General features: G+C 34.7%; 14 protein-coding genes. 2 read left to right on the top strand and 12 right to left on the bottom strand.

Annotation, left to right across the window (positions count from 1 at the left end):
* Positions 1-152: 152 nt before the first annotated feature.
* The 10 genes from M0M44_RS16380 to M0M44_RS16335 form a co-directional block, all read right to left on the bottom strand.
* Entirely contained in the window at positions 153-1,319 is a 1,167-nt protein-coding gene (locus M0M44_RS16380) for an ABC transporter permease (protein ID WP_248726634.1), read from the bottom strand.
* Positions 1,288-2,463, bottom strand: coding sequence for an ABC transporter permease (locus M0M44_RS16375; protein WP_248726633.1), 1,176 nt, complete (start codon positions 2,461-2,463; stop codon positions 1,288-1,290). The genes M0M44_RS16380 and M0M44_RS16375 overlap by 32 nt, the downstream gene beginning before the upstream one ends.
* Before the next feature lie 5 nt (positions 2,464-2,468).
* Entirely contained in the window at positions 2,469-3,458 is a 990-nt protein-coding gene (locus tag M0M44_RS16370) for an HlyD family secretion protein (protein WP_248726632.1), read from the bottom strand.
* Positions 3,459-4,910 (bottom strand): TolC family protein, encoded by a 1,452-nt coding sequence (locus tag M0M44_RS16365; RefSeq protein WP_248726631.1) that lies wholly within the window; start codon positions 4,908-4,910, stop codon positions 3,459-3,461.
* Positions 4,911-5,465: 555 nt separating this feature from the next.
* A complete protein-coding gene (locus M0M44_RS16360) occupies positions 5,466-6,395 on the bottom strand; it encodes an NAD-dependent epimerase/dehydratase family protein (protein WP_248726630.1) in 930 nt (309 codons plus the stop codon).
* Between the two features lie 324 nt (positions 6,396-6,719).
* Complete coding sequence (locus M0M44_RS16355; protein ID WP_248726629.1) at positions 6,720-8,144, bottom strand: SusD/RagB family nutrient-binding outer membrane lipoprotein; 1,425 nt, start codon at positions 8,142-8,144, stop codon at positions 6,720-6,722.
* A gap of 12 nt (positions 8,145-8,156) precedes the next feature.
* The gene (locus tag M0M44_RS16350; protein WP_248726628.1) at positions 8,157-11,348 is read right to left on the bottom strand and encodes a SusC/RagA family TonB-linked outer membrane protein; all 3,192 of its coding nucleotides are present in this window, start codon (positions 11,346-11,348) and stop codon (positions 8,157-8,159) included.
* A 658-nt stretch (positions 11,349-12,006) separates the two neighbouring features.
* Positions 12,007-12,450 (bottom strand): hypothetical protein, encoded by a 444-nt coding sequence (locus M0M44_RS16345; RefSeq protein ID WP_248726627.1) that lies wholly within the window; start codon positions 12,448-12,450, stop codon positions 12,007-12,009.
* A 162-nt stretch (positions 12,451-12,612) separates the two neighbouring features.
* Positions 12,613-13,248, bottom strand: coding sequence for a hypothetical protein (locus tag M0M44_RS16340; protein WP_248726626.1), 636 nt, complete (start codon positions 13,246-13,248; stop codon positions 12,613-12,615).
* Between the two features lie 174 nt (positions 13,249-13,422).
* Positions 13,423-13,626, bottom strand: a complete 204-nt coding sequence (locus M0M44_RS16335; protein WP_248726625.1) for a hypothetical protein — start codon at positions 13,624-13,626, stop codon at positions 13,423-13,425.
* A gap of 297 nt (positions 13,627-13,923) precedes the next feature.
* On the opposite strand from M0M44_RS16335, the gene M0M44_RS16330 reads away from it, so the two are divergent.
* Positions 13,924-15,363 carry an FAD-dependent oxidoreductase gene (locus M0M44_RS16330; protein WP_248730010.1) on the top strand — a complete coding sequence of 480 codons (1,440 nt, stop codon included), beginning with the start codon at positions 13,924-13,926 and terminating at the stop codon, positions 15,361-15,363.
* Between the two features lie 210 nt (positions 15,364-15,573).
* Positions 15,574-15,777, top strand: a complete 204-nt coding sequence (locus M0M44_RS16325; RefSeq protein ID WP_248726624.1) for a hypothetical protein — start codon at positions 15,574-15,576, stop codon at positions 15,775-15,777.
* A gap of 47 nt (positions 15,778-15,824) precedes the next feature.
* Here the strand turns inward: M0M44_RS16325 and M0M44_RS16320 are convergent, their stop codons facing one another.
* Together M0M44_RS16320 and M0M44_RS16315 are read right to left on the bottom strand one after the other, a co-directional pair.
* A complete protein-coding gene (locus M0M44_RS16320) occupies positions 15,825-16,073 on the bottom strand; it encodes a hypothetical protein (RefSeq protein WP_248726623.1) in 249 nt (82 codons plus the stop codon).
* Between the two features lie 173 nt (positions 16,074-16,246).
* Complete coding sequence (locus M0M44_RS16315) at positions 16,247-17,239, bottom strand: cytochrome-c peroxidase (RefSeq protein ID WP_420842785.1); 993 nt, start codon at positions 17,237-17,239, stop codon at positions 16,247-16,249.
* Between the last annotated feature and the right edge of the window lie 7 nt (positions 17,240-17,246).

Below are 17,246 nucleotides of genomic sequence, written 5' to 3'. Positions count from 1 at the left end.
TATTGTAATTAACAAAATAAGAAATGCTGGAACAAATCGTAAAATGCGATTTATTCCAGCATTTTTTATACAAACTCCACTCAATTAGATTCAGCAGGTTTCAAAGCTCCTTTTCCTCTTTCCTCTTTCCTCTATATTCTTTTTTCTATCCTCTATATTCTTTTTCCTCTACCCATCAAATATTTTAAACGAATAAAACAAATTGTACTATAAAAAGCAAAAAGCAGTATAAGATGCAATAAAACAGAGGGATTATCCCATAAACTGGCACCTGACTGCACAATAGCGGTATACAAAACAATAAATGGTGTTGTAGGTAAAAGATTAGACAGCCACTGTAATGCTAGCGGAAGCGATTCAAATGGCCAGCTGTATCCTGTAATCAAAAAAATCGGATAAGTCGAAAAAGCCATCATTTGCAAACAAAGCAATTGCGATTTGAACAAAGAACCAATAAACTGAGCCATCGGAATTAAAGTAACAATAAACAAAAGCAGCAATAAACTCAATTCGAATCCAGAACCTCTCATGGGTAAATTAAGCAGTTTGTAATTTACATTTAGAAAGAAAAAGCCATATGAAGAAAAAAGTATCAGATAAAATAATCCTTTTCCCCAAATACCATTAGAAATACCCGAACCGAGCCATTCTCCTAAGCGAAAACGCTGCCGCTCGCCTGCCACACTTTCGCACAAACCAATTAATAATGTCTGCTGTAATATCAAAGCTAACAATCCTGGCAATAAAAATGCGCCATAACTCGATCTTTCATTAAATAAAGGACGATAATCTAAATTTACAGGCATTACGTTTTCCATAGCAATGGTAGTACTCATTCCTTCTTTTTTTTGATAATATTGAAGCCGTACTCCTGCTCCAACTGTCAGGCATATTTGCTGTACATTTAATAACAAATCACTCGAAGGCAGAAACCTTGCAGCATTGATAGCCAATACTACATTACTTTGTTTTAAACTCAATAAATTTGCTTCTGTACCTTCTGGAATATAAAAATATCCTTGACAATTGCCCTGATACATCTGCTCCTTTGCCTGTTCCAGATTAGAAAAATGGATCAATTCAACTATCGGAGAATCGTCTATATTTTGCTGCAGCAGACGTGACAATCTGGAGCCATCATCATCAACAACGGCCAATTTTACATCAAACTCTTCTTTATTGATATATATGCTTCCGTAAAAAAAAGCGTAAAGCAAAGGAGCAATAAGAAGCGTAAGCAGTAAACTATGATCCTTTACTACTTGCGAAGCTTCTCTTAAAAAGAGACTAATCAACGATTGTTGCGGTTTCTTTTTCATCTTTAATCGAATTAAATTGACGCTTAAACAACAATATTGCTGTTGGATACATTACCAAGCAAAACAACAAGAGTTTGGCGAATTCTCCTTGAGCATATTTCAAAGGCAAATTCATATAATACACCTTAAAAAATCCGTCTAGAAATGCAGTATAAGGCATAATAAGCGCATAATACTGATCGTACCAAGGCATTGCCCATCTTGGAAAAGTAAATCCGCTGAACACAAAAGCGGGTGAAGTATAGAAAAGAGCTACATCTCCTGAAAGCATCACGTCTTTGAACAAAGCCGATATAAACATGCCAATGCCAATACAGGCCAAAGAAAGCATGGTGTATAGTGCAAAAAACTTTCCAGTGGCTGCGGGAATGCCAATATCAAAAAATGGAAAAATAATCCCTGTAATAATGATAAAATTAATCCAACTTATGGCGAGATGAGCAATTGTTTTGCCTATAATTACTGCCACTACAGAACCTCTTGATGAATCGTATAGCTCGTGCATCGTTCCTGTGACCCGCTCATAATTTAAAGCCAGCATAGAGCTGATAATTAGAATCATCTGCATTCCCACCGTAATCAATCCTGGAACCAAATATTCCTGATAATTGTAAGTTGGGTTGTAAAGCTGATAGGTTCTCAGACTAATTGGATTTGCAATTGCCATGGCCTGATCAGATTTCATTCCGGTTTTTACCAATTTCTGCAAAATTAGCCCAGTACTTCCTGTAATTACAACTTCGGCGACAGCCTTGTAAACTAACTTAGCAGGAACAAGCGCGGCGGCATTGGTGTACAAAGTCACATTACTCGGATGACGGCTGTAGATATTCTTTTGCAGATTTGCAGGAAAATGTACGGCGCCCAGTATTTTCCCTTCTTGAATCAGTTTTTTGACTTCGGCTTCGCTGCTTACTCTTCTCGTAATCTGCAATGTTTCTTTTTGCTCCAGTAAAAAAATCAGCTCTCGGCTTATGGCACTTTGATCCTCATCCCAAATCGCAAATGCTAAATTCTTAGCATCCTGTTTCTGATAAATAAAAGCATAGAAGAAAAACAAGGCTACGGGAACAACGAGCATTACCAAATAAAAAACCTTCAAACTCAGAATGCGCTTCCATTCCCTTACAATTATGTTGATCATAAAAATCATTGCGGAAGAATTAAAGAAGCAGTCATACCAGAACGAAGCCCTTTTATTTGAGCAAGGTTCTCTGGCTTCACTTCTATTGTAAAAGTTCTCAATTCAAATTCTCCTTTATCTTTTGACGGAACCCAATTGGCAAATTCTAATGTTGGAGCAATAGAATGCACAACGGCATCAAATGTTTCAGGCTCACAACCCGGAACTTTAACCGCTGTCTTGCTTCCCACTTTAAGCAAATTGGATTTATCCTGTCGAATATTAAATTTAATTATGGTAGAATTTTTCTTCTCAATGGTCATAATCGGATACCCTATAGAAATAATTTCGCCCTGATGCGTAACCAAGTTTGAAATTACTCCATCTGCTGGGGCATAAACTCTCGTATTATCTCCAAGTGCTTTGGTCAATTCATAAGCTTGTTCTGCTTGTTTTACGATGGCATTAGCCGTTTTTAGCAATTCGGGCCTTGTGCCATTCTTCAGCATCTGAAGATTTAACTGAGTCGTTTCCATTTCCTTTTTTGCGGCTTGAAATTTAAAATAGAAAACATCCTTTTCCTGTCCCGATATCACATCTTCATTATACAATCGTTCCATTCGGTCATAAGTCGTGCTAAACAATTTATATTGTTCCTGACTGATTTGATACAGTTTAGAAGTCGCTTCGATCAATTCTGGTCTTGCCCCTTGTGTAAGCAGTTCTTGCTGACCTTTTGCCGCGTCAATTGCCGACAATGCCTGTGCTTTTATAGCATTTATTTCATTAGATCGAAGTACAGCTAGCAATTGTCCGGTTTTTACAGTATCGCCCTGTTTTACAAGCAACGAATCCAATCTGCCTGGAAATTCTGCCGCTACATCAACACTTGTCGCATCGACGATTCCTATAAAATTATCATCTTCTTTATTGTCTTTTAAGAAAAAAATCAATCCTGCTAGTACTACAAAGATTGGAATAATCAGCGCCCAGTAGTTTTTAAATATCTCTTTCATCTATTTAATAAATTGCGTTATTTGACTTGGATTTCCTAAACTATTAAAATATTCCGCTAATGCTAGATAGTATCCTAAAACAGCAGTATAATACCCTTTTTCTATTTCAGTTTCTATCAATAAAGCATCATTCACATCTTTTGGCGACGACAGCTGATTGTTCATTCTCTTGGTAATTAAACTGCTTGTCGTATTGGCTTCCTTTCTCGCTGCATCCATAGCCATAACATCGTTTTGCAATGAAATCATTTTGTTCTTTGCCACTCTAGACTGCACCTGAAGCATTAAACTAGAATTCTCCTCTCCTAACTTGGCTTCTTCTATCAATTGTTTTGCGGCTAAAGTCTTTTTATTGGTCTGTCCGTTATATAAAGTCCATTGCAATTCCAGTCCTACAAACCAATCGGGAATAGAAACGGGCAAGTCTTTCTGATATAAATTGTAATTTCCAATGGCAAAAACGTTAGGCAAAGCCATGGATTTACTGATTTTTTCAGCAGTTTCTGCATAAGAGATTTTGTTGTTTGCAATTCTGTAAACTGGATTTGAAAGCCAATAATCATTCATAGGTTTCTCTAGATTAATTTCGGCATATTTTAAAGTGTCAGAAATCACTATTGCAGCGTCAAGATCAACTCCCATTAGTTTATTCAATTCAAGATGGGCATTTTGTTTTTCCATCTTAATATTGTTATACTGAGTCTGCGCCTGAATTAAAACCACATTGGTCCAGTTTTTTTGGTATGGCGGTAGTATTTTATTTTTGACCAGTTCTTCGGCGTAATTTTTATTTTTATCTAAAGCGTTTACGATTTGTTCTTGTTTCTTAATTAAAGAATTGAGGTACAATATTCTAAGATATTGCACTGCAATTAAAAAATTAACTTCTTTACCTGCAATCTCAACACCAATTCCTGCCGAATTTGCCACTGATTGAGCCAAATCTATACTGGAGTTTATTTTGTTTCCAAGAAAAATAGGCTGACGAACGCCCACTCCTGCAACAAAATAAGACTGTTTACTTAAACTAGGATTATAGTCTGGATAAATGCCGCCAATAACCGTTTTTGAAGTATTATAAATACGATCCTGCGCTGCTTGTGATAAATTGTTTCCTGTAATTTCATGATAAATTTCGTTTGCCGTATTCACGCTTTGCTGTGACGAACCTTCAACGATTCCGTCTTTAACGGTCTGCAAGTTTATCGTAAGCGGACTGCTCAAATAAGAATAACTCGATAAAAGATCTACTTTAGGCAAATAACCTTTTTTTTCTGCTTGAAGATTGTACTCGCCTGTCTTTAATGCAGATTTTGCCTGTTTGATGGTAATATTATTTTGCTGTGCTATAGAAAAACATTCTTCTAGAGAAGTCGTCTGCGCTTTTGTTTCCAGACACAACAAAAAGCAAAACAAAATAAAAGGTTTTAGAAAATTTAGTCTTACGTACATCTATATAATATTCTTATGAATTGAAATTACTTTTAACTAGCGACTTCTTTGCTGTTTAATTAAAAACGGCAGGATAAAATAGAAATGAGATAAAAACTTATTATTCAGATAAATTCTGAAATTGTTTGAATGTATTTAGCATATACTGTTTATGAAAATTTGGGGTCCTTAACTTAAACAGCGAAAAAAGTATAACAGCAAAAAACACATATAAACCGATATACCAACTAGTTAAAGATAAAGATTTTATTTTATAAGTGCTATTTTAATTTACAGAAAATCAGTGTAATGCGATCTCCTTGTCTAAAACCATTTTTATGTCGCTTCTCTGGAGCTTTCTGTAGCGATGAAATTGAACCTGTTATAGATATTCTGCTCCGCCGGCGCATTAAATCAATTGCCTACAGCTTTAGCTGGCTGGGAAAATATTGCCGATTATATTTTGAACTGGTATGAATCGCTATAGAAATTATATATTTCAACCTTAAAAAATATATTAAAATGCTAGATCTTTTAGATTTAGCATTTTAATTTTCTTTCAAACCATCATTGCAATTAAGAATGCTGCTCCTTTTTTATTTCTTCAATTCCGTTTCTATAGCTTGTTACAGGAAAATCTGGAAAACGCTTTCTAAATTTTGAATCATCAAAAACATTGGCATGCTCATATCTTGGAAGCAATTCTTGCAGTTCTTTTGCTTGTTTATTGAAAAAGGCTCCAATGGTAAAAACAAACTTTGGAATAACTTTATATTTTAGTTTTCTCCCATATATTTCTGAAGCTAAGGCAATGAATTCTTTGTAATTAAGATGACTTTCATCTACTGGCAAATGCCATGTCTGTCCAAAAGCATTTGGTGTATTTCCTATTAAAGCTGTGGCACGACTTGCATCAGGTGTCCAAATTAGACTTCTTTTTTTAGAGTCTTTTAAAGGCACTTTTAGCTTTTTATTTTCTTTAATAGCATTAAAAATTAAAGTGTTGGTAATACTCTGCGTTTTGGCAGGCCCATAAAATTCAGGCGCACGACAAATTACGGCTTCCAATTGTCCAGCTTTTATTTCGTTTAGCACCATTTCCGCCATTTCTTTCCTAATTTCTCCCTTTTTTCCAACAGGTTCAAATGGAGTTTCTTCGGTAAGCACTCTGCTGTCTTGCGGATACATATAGGTATTATCAAAAAAGACCAATTTCGTTTTATTGATTTTACAGGCTTCAATAACATTTCTTAAAATAAGCACAAATTGTTTTTCCCATAAATCAGAATCCATCGGAAGTCCTAATGTAAAATAGGCTATTTCACTGCCTTTCACCGCTTCTATTGCTTTTTCTTTAATGGTTAAATCTGCCGAAAAAACGGCATCTGTATCATTTACTTTTTGTGCTTTACGGCTTACAATTCGTATATCTGAGGTATAATTTCTTTTCAATTCTCTAGCCAATTCTTCTCCAATCTGTCCGTTGGCTCCTAATATAGTCTGCATACTGCTTAACTTTTTAAATTGCTTTATTTTTTCTGATACTTGTTTTTATTATAGAAAATTGTGGCAAGTCTCATAAACTCTAACTCATTTATATTCTACTTTATTGCTACTTTAGAATCTATAAATCAGTTAATTTATTTCTAAATTACAACAAAAAAACATACCATTTTTGCCATTCTTCTTATTAGTAAAATCGGTGAGAGTTTTGTTACTCGATTCTATAACTTTTTTACTTCTTTTAAATTGAAATATAGAAAATACCAAAGCAAAAGCCCTGCATCAACTAAGATACAGGGCTTTTTGACTCAACAAAACAACATATTTTTATTTCACATCAAACCATAATTTGGTTGTCAATAAATCTTTTCCTTGTTCAGCTACCGCTGCTTGATAACTAGCACCGTTTAATGACTGTTCTGTACCAGGATAGAAAAGACGCGAAGGAATTTTTCCGTCCAAAACAGTAGCAGGCCCAGCTGTAAGAACTGGATAATCCAATCTTCTCCACTCTGTAAAAGCATCTAACCCTTGTCCGAAAAAAGCAATCCATTTTTGCGTACCAATAGATTTAGCATAATTTGACGCATCATACTTTACAGTTGCTTGATCTAAATAAGTAGAAATAGTAGTCGAATTAGTAATTCCAAACTGATTCAAAGATGCTGTAATGGCATTTTTATAATACTGTTCTGCATCTCCCGAAATATATCCGCGGGCTGCTGCTTCTGCAAGATTAAACAATGTTTCTGAATAAGAAGCAATGACCGCTGGAGAAGCCGATGTTAAGAAATAAGTTCCAGGTTTTGATGTTTTAGCAAAACCTTGGCTATTGGCATCACTATTTGATAATCCGTTCGCACCTCCTACATACTTCCCTACACTTGCATCTGAAGGCAATTGTGCAAAAACAGGCAAACGAGGATCCGACAATGCATATAATTGATCAACCATAGTTTTTGAAATACGGAAATCATCTCTAGTTTCAAACCAAGCCGAGGCTGGATTTTGCTGTGGCGAACTTGTATAAACAAATTGGAAGGTTTCGGCATTACTGCTAATTAATCCTCCTGCATCGCTTGTAGCGTCTATAGCTGCTTGTTTTGCCAAGCCTGGTTCTTTGTCTGAAATTCTCAGGGCAATACGCAAACGAAGTGAGTTTACCAGTTTTTTCCATTTCAAGATATCGCCTTTGTAAGCCAAATCACCCGTAACAGAACCATTTGCTGGATTTAACAAAGATTGAGCCTGTTTTAAATCTTCAAGCAATCCTGTGTATACTTCTTTTTGTGTGTTATAAGCAGGCGTTACATTTTGACCCGCTTCTTTGTATGGAATGCTTCCGTAAGCATCTGTAAGCAATAAAAATGTCCATGAACGTAACGTTAAAGCGATACCTTTATAGTTAGAGTTTGCCTGAGCATCTGGAAATTTTATAATAGTATTCAAATCTGTAATTAGAGTCGAATATCCCTTATCCCACAATGACGTGAAAGAAGCATTAGAAACATCGTAACGATCTGGTTCTGTATATTGAATTTTAGCCCAATGCTGCACAAACAGCAAAGTAGAGTTAAAGTTATTGGCATCTCCCCAGTACAAATCTGCACTTTGTTTTAAAGTACCTGTTAAAAGATACGGCGCAAGCGGGGTTTCAGTTGCATTTGGATTTTTGTTAATATCGTCCAAAGTATCACTGCAAGAGCTCAGTGTCAATGCAAACAGTATTGTATATGATAGTTTTTTTAGCATGATTCCGAGTTTTTAAAATTTAACGTTAAGGTTTAAACTGAAATTTCTAGTTGTTGGTAAAGCTAAACTTTCCAATCCTTGCGCATTTCCAGTATTGAAAGCCGTTTCAGGATCAATATTTGGAGCATCTTTATAGATAAAGAATAAGTTACGGCCAGCAGCAGTAACGCTCGCTCCTTCTAATCCAAGTTTTTTAATCAGCTTTTTATTAAAATTATAAGTAAGTTTTATCTCTCTCATTTTTACGAAAGTTGAACTATAGATGTAAGCTTCGCTAATATTGTATGATGCTTTATAATATTCTTGCGCGCTAATCACTTTATTATTAGGAGTTCCGTCTGCAAACACACCTCCGAAAATCATTCCGTCATCATAAATTGTTGCACCACCTGGAGCTGCTCCACCTGTTACCAAAGTTTTCGGATTAGCTGTATTATTTCCTGGATAATAGTAGCTTAACCCTCCATTTTCAGCACCACGACCTGGAAGAGTCTGTGCTAAAACCCCTGTATAGTTACCTGTTCTGTTTGTTCCTGAGAAAAGTTCTCCACCAACACTAGCATCAACAAGGAACGAAAGCTCAAGATTTTTGTAAGTCAAAGTATTGGTTAGACCCGCTAAATAATCTGGAGTATAATGTCCTAACACCTTTTTCGTCGGATCTGCTTTTGGAAGACCATTTGCACCTACTACGATATTTCCGCTTGCATCACGCTCGTAAGCTGTTCCGTAAAGCGCTCCATACGCTTGTCCTACAGATGCCAATACATCTACACCTCCAGAAGAACCAATTGTATAGTTTTTAATATCTCCTGCGTAATCTAGAATTTCTACTTTACTTTTATTTTTAGAATAATTTACAGCAACATTCCACTTAAAGTTTTCTGTTTGAACAGGATTTCCGTCTAACTGTATTTCAATACCTTGGTTATTAATTTTACCTGCATTGATTAACTGCGAAGTATAACCGCTTGCTGCTGTAGTTTTGATTTCTAAAATCTGGTCGAAACTATTGGTATTGTAATAAGCAATATCAAAATGAAGTCTGTTTTTCCAGAAAGAAGCTTCACCACCTACTTCAGTAGAACGTGTCGTTTCTGGCTTCAAATTTTCATTCAGTTTTCTTTGAGAAGAAGTTTGAATAGGATTTCCGTCAAATGCTGTTTGGAAATTATAAACTGTAGCCAATTGGTACGGATCTGCATCGTTACCTACTTCAGACCATCCTCCACGAAGCTTTAAGAAATCTAATGTACTGCTCTTAATATTTAATGCATCTGTTAAAACCACACTACCGTTAATAGATGGGTAAAAATAAGAACGGTTGCTGCTTGGTAATGTAGAAGACCAGTCATTACGAGCCGTAACGTTCAAGAAAGCATAATTTCTAAATCCTACTTGCGCAGAAGCATAAGCACTATAAACTCTTAATCTAGATAATGAATTTGATGATGTTAACGGATCTCTAGAGTTTGTTAAAGTATATAAATCTGGAACTGCTAAACGAGGTGCTTTCTGATAGTTATTGGCATCGCTATGGTTACGGATATTGAAACCTGCAAGTGCATCTAAACTGAAATCGTCATTAAGCTGTTTTGTATATTGAAATATACCCTCGGTATTTTGCTCATTTACCGTGTAAGCATCTTCTGCGTACGATCCGAAAGGAGTTCCATTTGTACCATATTTAATAGTATATTTTCTTCTATCGTTATAATAATCAACCCCTGTACGGAATCTGAAGTTTAATCCTTCTGCCAATTTCGCGTCCAAATGGATATCCCCAATTAAACGATTACGCTGTTGGCTTGTTGTATTGTAATAGGCATTCCAATATGGGTTGCTGTAATAGCTGTTATTCCAGTTGGTATTCCTATCTTTTTCCAATTCATTAATGTCAACCTGACGTCCGAACCAAAGAAACTGAAGCATTACTCCAGCAGCACGCCCACCAGATGGACCACCTGGCAATTGAGGAGCATTTGTAGCGATATAATTAGCATTAACCCCAACTTTTACACTTTCAGAAATCTGGTAATTGGTATTAATAGAAAAATTTGTTTTGTTTATTTCACTGTTCGGTACAGTTCCAAGCTGTTTTTGATTGTTTACACCTAAACGGAAATCAGATTTTTCGTTAGCTTTTGCTATAGAAACACTATTATCATAAGTAAGTCCTGTATTGAAGAAATCTTTCACATTATTTGGATGTGCAACAAAAGGAACAGCTTCTCCTTTAGAATAAAATTGCGGGATAAGGCGTCCGTCCATTCTTGGTCCCCAGCTTTCATCAACACCATCATTAATTCCTCCACCTTTTCCGTCTACGTAGCTGAATCTTCCATTAGAACCTTGTCCAAAAGTGTTCTGGAAAGAAGGCAAAGTAGCCACTTGAGAAACAGTTAGACCTGTATTAAAAGTAACGCCAAATCCTCCTTTTTGTCCTTTTCCTGATTTTGTAGTAATAAGTACAACACCATGAGCAGCACGCGATCCGTAAAGAGCAGCAGCATTTGGCCCTTTTAAAACAGTTAAAGTTTCAATATCCTGCGGATTCAAATCGGCAATTGCGTTTCTGAAATCACGAGTAGCTCCTCCAAAATTCAACTGTGAATTATCTACCGGAACACCATCTACCACAAAAAGCGGTTGGTTGTTTCCAGCAATAGAGGTTTCTCCACGAATAATAATACGAGAAGACCCCATATCTCCTTGCGAATTGGTAATACGCACACCCGCTACTTTACCAGAAAGAGCATTCAAGAAGTTGGTTTCCTTGGTAGTCGCCAATTCTTTTCCCTTTACTGCCTGAGTTGTGTATCCTAGAGATTTCTTTTCTTTTGAAATTCCAAGTGCTGTAACCACAACTTCAGATAAAGCATTTTGTTCTTCGGTAAGATTGATCGTAATATCGTTTTTGTTTACTACAACTTCTTGTTTTTTATATCCTAAATAACTAACTAAAAGCACATAAGGGAATTTTTGTCCTGTTTGGAAATAAAATTTTCCATCTGTATCTGTGATAACACCATGTGTAGTTCCTTGAATCGTTACCGAAGCCCCAATAATAGGCTCTTTTGTAACTGCATCGACAACTGTTCCTTCCAGTTTAGACTGAATTAGTGGCTTTGTCTCTTGAGCTTTAACTCCTATGGAAATCAACAAAATACATAGCCAAGCATATCTTTTTAATTTTATTTTCATTACTTTGTTTTAGTTTAATAAATAAGGCTAGCTTAGAAAGCTTTGTGCTATTCTAGCTTTGCCTTTTAGAGATGACAATTTCTTTTAAGCTTCTACCATTTCTGCTGCAACAGAAATGGTTTTTTCTTTTTATCTGCAGCACATTCGTTTTTTCATTTTTACTTTTTTTTGGATTACTATTATTTTAAATTGGCCTATAAAATTTTAATCCCTATTGGGGATTGTTGTACTTCTTAAAATTTATAATGAATTAAAAAAGAGGAATTTTAACCGTAGGATGCATAAGGACGAAAACTGCCGAATGCTTTTGCTTATTTTGGATGAAATATCGTGGCTCTAATCTCTGGCTTTTAACTTATATTTTAAACTCTACTAATTTGATAGAACAAAAGTAAGTTAAAAATATTATTACCCAAATTTTAATTAAACTTTTTGAAAAAAAAATGTTAACCTTTTTAAACAAAAAGCCTTAAATAACTAAAAACAAATAAGTTATAAAAAACATATATTTTTACGGTTTTATAAGAATTGTACTAAAATCTTAAAAACAAAAAAACATTTTAACTATTTTAAATTCCAATTTTTGGAAAGTTTAAACCAAAAAAAAACTCCAAGATCATAAGACCTTGGAGTTGATATTTTTTGTATTTCTAACTTATTATAGCTCGTTGAATTCGTGTAGAGATTTTAATGTAGTTTCATAAAATAAAATTGCTGCAATCAGATTTCCTTTATCTGAGTAAGGCATCATTTTTCTCTGAAATTCTACTGTAGTATCTAAGAAACTAGTTGTACCTACTGCCTGACCATCTAATATTTTTTTATTATCTGCCGTGTCAGGAATACCTAAATCTGCCATTGTAACACCTGGCTTAGTAACCAAAGCAATGTAAGGAAGTGTTTTTACTAAAACTTTAATACGTTCAATGTACAATTCTAAAAGCTCACCTTTTTGCATACCGCTTAGTTCTTTTTGATCGTGGTATTTACGGATTAAAGCTGTTGTACTAATGATACTTCTTGGTGCGTTTTTTGCCTGTGCAGAAACAGCGGCAGTCGTCAAGAAGAAAAGTGCACATAATAAAATAATTTTACTCTTCATTTTCTTAATAGATTTGGTTCTTGAATAAAAACAAAAATATATAATTTAACTTAAAATCCAATTTTTACAATCCCTTTTTGCTAAAATTATAATAATCTTTTAATGTAATTAGCAAAATAGAAATAAAACGCCTACAAATTGCGATATTCCAATCGTTCTTTTTTAAGATTTAATGATTCTAAAACGTCCTGGATATTTGATCCAAATACTTTTTTTGTTTCCGTAGTAATCCATAAAATCTTCGCAAACAAAAACAGCATGGGCTTTCGACCAAGCCACAACTCCGCAATATTCGCTTCCTGATTGTCTTTTTAACTTCTGAATTTGTTTACCTAATCTAAATCCCAAATATTTATAGATTGTTGGAGTGTATACAGTGCCTTCTTCTAATTCTTCTAAGGCTTTCTCAAAAGTGGGTTCTTTATCGATAATCTGCATGTATTTTGCCATAACAGCATACGTCAAAACAGCATAATCACGTATTTTTTCGCTGTCGCAATTATCTTTAATATAAACAAAACCTGCAGATTTTCTAGCTTTAGTAACTTCGCTGCTGTCCAAATTAAAGGTTGCATTGTTTTTTAGCGTAATCCTATAAGAGTTATTGTGTAGTTTTTCGCTTTCAAATAGATTATCCAATCCGTACACATTTAAAGAAGCTTTAATAAATGCTATCGATGAACAATTTGTACGTTCACCTTGCTTAAAACTTTCAAATATTTTGTCTGAACTCAATTGTGAATATGAACTTGAACAGATAAACATTAAAAGTAAAAAAAATGAAGTAACCGATTTCATGCCTTATTATATATTATTTCTCAATTATTGTTTGAAAAACTGTATTAGAATTTTACAAATCTATAAAAATCCAACCATACTTTTGCTTCTTTACTTTTATCTATTAAAAAAAAGTGTTTTCTAAACGAAAAAAAATAAAAAAACGCCTCAAATAAACATTGAGACGCTTCTGTATTATTTTTTTTCTTCGTTATTCAATTTATCATCAAGTTCAGGTTCTTTGCCTTTAAACTTTTTCGTGTCAACATCATAGTTTTCATCATTTGTCAAAACTTCATCATGATCTTTATATTGATGTTTTCTCGTATCGTTTCGATGATCTCCTCCACCCTGTTGTTTAGGATTCGGGTTTTTCTGGGTTTGATTATTCTTTTCCATAATTCCTAGTTTTTAAATGATTATTAAAATTAGCTCAAATACAATGGCTTGGCTTATATAATCATTTTTAAAAATTATAAAATAAAACTGCTTCTATTTATCTCATACCTATTTACTGTATTTCGAAAATCTGCTAAATATCGCTGTTTCAAAAAACAAACAAATATAATCTACTGATTTTCAGCAAAATAATTACTTAACAATAAAAACAGTTTAGCTTTGAAAATCAGTAGTTTAAATGCTTTAGTTGACGTAACTTTGCAGCCTCAATACTCAAAGTAAGTGATACAACAGAATATGTGGACTATATGCCATGAATGCCAAGGACAGGGTAAAATAAATCGCGGACTCACTAAAAAAGCACAACGCCTTTATAAAACGGAATTGGCTGCATATGAGAGTAAGCAAAGTAACAATGCTCCGATACGTCCGAAGGCACATTTGCATTTATGCACAAATTGTTCTGGGTCTGGATTAATTGAATCTGAAAACTATCTTGAACCCGATCTCACAAAACCGCATGTTGCCATAATTGGTGCAGGTATTGGCGGGGTTGCTCTAGCGGTAGCATGCTTACATCGCGGAATTCCGTTTACAATTTATGAAAGAGACAGCGACTTTGATGCCCGATCTCAAGGTTATGGACTTACTTTACAGCAAGCCAGTAAAGCCATGAAAGGGTTGGGAATTACTTCTTTAGATGGAGTAATTTCTACAAAGCATATCGTACACAATACAGAAGGAAAAATATTAGGCGAATGGGGAACCAGAAAATGGCTGGAGACCGCGGTTAAAACGCCTACAAAACGCACCAACATACATATCGCAAGACAATCGCTACGTTTAGCTTTATTAGAACAACTTGGGGGAAATAATAATGTCCAATGGGGAAATCAATTAATAGATTTTGTAGCATCTGAAAACGGTGTTGAACTACATTTTCAGGCAGACGGCGAAATAAAAACTGCAAAGGCCGATCTTGTTGTCGGTGCAGATGGTATTCGCAGTGCCGTGAGAAAGCTAATAATTGGCGAAGAGGCAACACCGCTACGTTATTTGGATTGTATTGTAATCTTAGGAATTTGTCCTTTAAGTTCGCTCGAAGGACTTTCGAGTGATTTACTAGATGGCGCAACAATATTTCAGACTGCCAACGGGAATGAACGTATTTATATAATGCCTTATACTCAAGATTCTGTCATGTGGCAATTGAGTTTCCCGATGCCTGAAGAAGAGGCCAAAGAACTAAGCGCAAAAGGACCGCAAGCCTTAAAAGAAGAAGCTTGCCGAAGAACGCAATGGCATACTCCTATTCCTCAGATTTTGGAGGCAACACAGGAAAATCTAATTTCTGGTTATCCTGTTTATGATCGAGAATTATTGAGTTCAACATTATTAGAGAAGAATCCGAATATTACTTTAATTGGCGATGCGGCACACCCGATGAGTCCATTTAAAGGTCAGGGTGCCAATCAGGCTTTATTGGATGCTTTAAAATTGGCTAGAAAAATCTCGAAAGGCTGTAACGCTAAATCACAATGGAAAGAAAGAGGATTGAGAGAATGTGTCTTAAACGAATTTGAATCTGAAATGCTCGAACGCAGTGCCACTAAAGTACAAGGTTCTGCTGATGCCGCTCAGTTTTTACATTCTGAAATTATACTGCAAGAAGGCGATGAACCTAGAGGACGATGCTCTAAAAAGAGTAAAGAAGAAAGAAGAAAGAGTAAAGAGTAAAGAAGAAAGATTGAAGAGGAAAGATAGAAAATTGAAGATTGAAACTAAATAAAAAATGCTAAACATGTTGTTTAGCATTTTTTGTATAGAGTTATTTTTCAGTCACATACATGGGAATTAGATAATAATTTAATATTTTTTTATAACTAAATCTTACCTGATCTTTTTAATTTTATGATCTGATTTACAAACAATTTAAATAGTTGCGCCATGAAAAATACACAAATAAATTTCAGTCCAAACAATAAAACCTGTACAGACCGAACTTTGGTTTGTGATGGTGATAATAATGAATTGATATTTCGTAAAACTTATGTAGGAGATTGGGGAGATTGGGACGAGAAACCAGATAATATTTTAAAAGATCAGCATCTTTATCTGGATCAAAATACAAGTTTTACAAATGCAATTTAAACTAAAGGCTACTTAATTTAAGCATTACAATCCTGCGATTCTATGCGTTATGCTAGAACGCTGATTGTATTGCTTAAATTTTCTTTGTTTATAAAATCCAAAATAAATTCTTTTACTTCTTTGCTTGCTTCTGTTTTGGTTGCAAAAGAATTAATATAGAATTCGTCGTCCTTGTCGATAATATGGATAATTTCTGTGTAGCCTTTGGTTATTAAACTCCCTTTTAGTTTAATAATGTTTACTTCCTGTTTTCCATCAAGTTCTTTGCGAACCTGTAATTTTATAGCTCTTTCCATATTCAAAAATTTTTAAATAATTAACTATCATTCAGTTATAAATTTAAAACATTTAATCTATCGAAATCAGATTTTAACACAGTTCGCAACGTATTATTTATCAACATATTATAAACATCTTTCTCTTTTTTAAAAAGGAATATAAAACACCAGTAAAATCAAGACTTTTCAAGCTAGTTTCCTGTAAAATCTTTGTCGCTCAGAGTTTTCATAAATGCAAGAAGATTCTCTTTTTCTTGTTCTGTAAGCGGAATTCTATTCTCATTATTTTTAAAAATAGGGTCTAAATTCTCAGCACTTAAAACTCCGCTATCAAAATAATCCAAGACAGATCGTAAGGTAGCAAACTGACCAAAACTTCCGTAAGGTGCTGTATATTCAACATTCCTTAAACTCGGAACTCTAAAACTCATAAAGTCAGACGGAATTCCAGTAACTCTGCCTCGTCCTGCCTCGTTAGTGTCTGTGTTTAAAGGAAATCCAATATTTCTAAAACTCTGATCTGTAAACAATTCGGTGCTATGACAGCTGGCGCATTTCTGCTGAAATGTTGCATAACCTGCCGCTTCACTTTCTGTAAACGTTTGACCTTCTTTTCGTTTTACTTTATCGTATTTGCTATTAGCAGAAATTAAAGTGTATTCAAACTGAGCAATACTTTTATAAATTCTATCTGGTGTAATTTCCTGATCTCCAAATGCTTTTTTGAACATTTCTTTATACGAAGCATCATCTTTAATTTTTCCAATAACTTCCAGAATCGAAGAATCCATTTCTTCGTGAGTTATAATAGGAACCAAAGGCTGGGTCTCTAATTGCAATCTGCTTCCATCCCAATTAAAGAATTTTAAAAACATCAAATTCTGAAGCGGTGGCGCATTTCTAAGTCCCACTCTTCCTTCGATTCCAATAGCTTGCGCATTATGATCTGCAAAAGCATTCGCTTGGATATGACAGCTTGAGCAAGAAATGGTATTGTCTTTACTAAATCTTTTATCTGAGAAAAGCTTTTCGCCCAATTCAGCACCATATTTTGTGGGCTTGTTCAAACTCACATAACTGTTTACCTCTGGAAAATCAGTCGGAATAGGCAATGAAAGCTCCGGATTATCAAAATAAGTTTCATCAGAATCACTACTGCTACAAGAAGTGAAAAAGAGTACCATTAGGATA

Source organism: Flavobacterium humidisoli, assembly GCF_023272795.1.
Taxonomy (GTDB): domain Bacteria; phylum Bacteroidota; class Bacteroidia; order Flavobacteriales; family Flavobacteriaceae; genus Flavobacterium; species Flavobacterium humidisoli.
The sequence above is the reverse complement of the archived record's forward strand: the minus strand, read 5'-3'. Positions and strand labels throughout refer to the sequence as shown.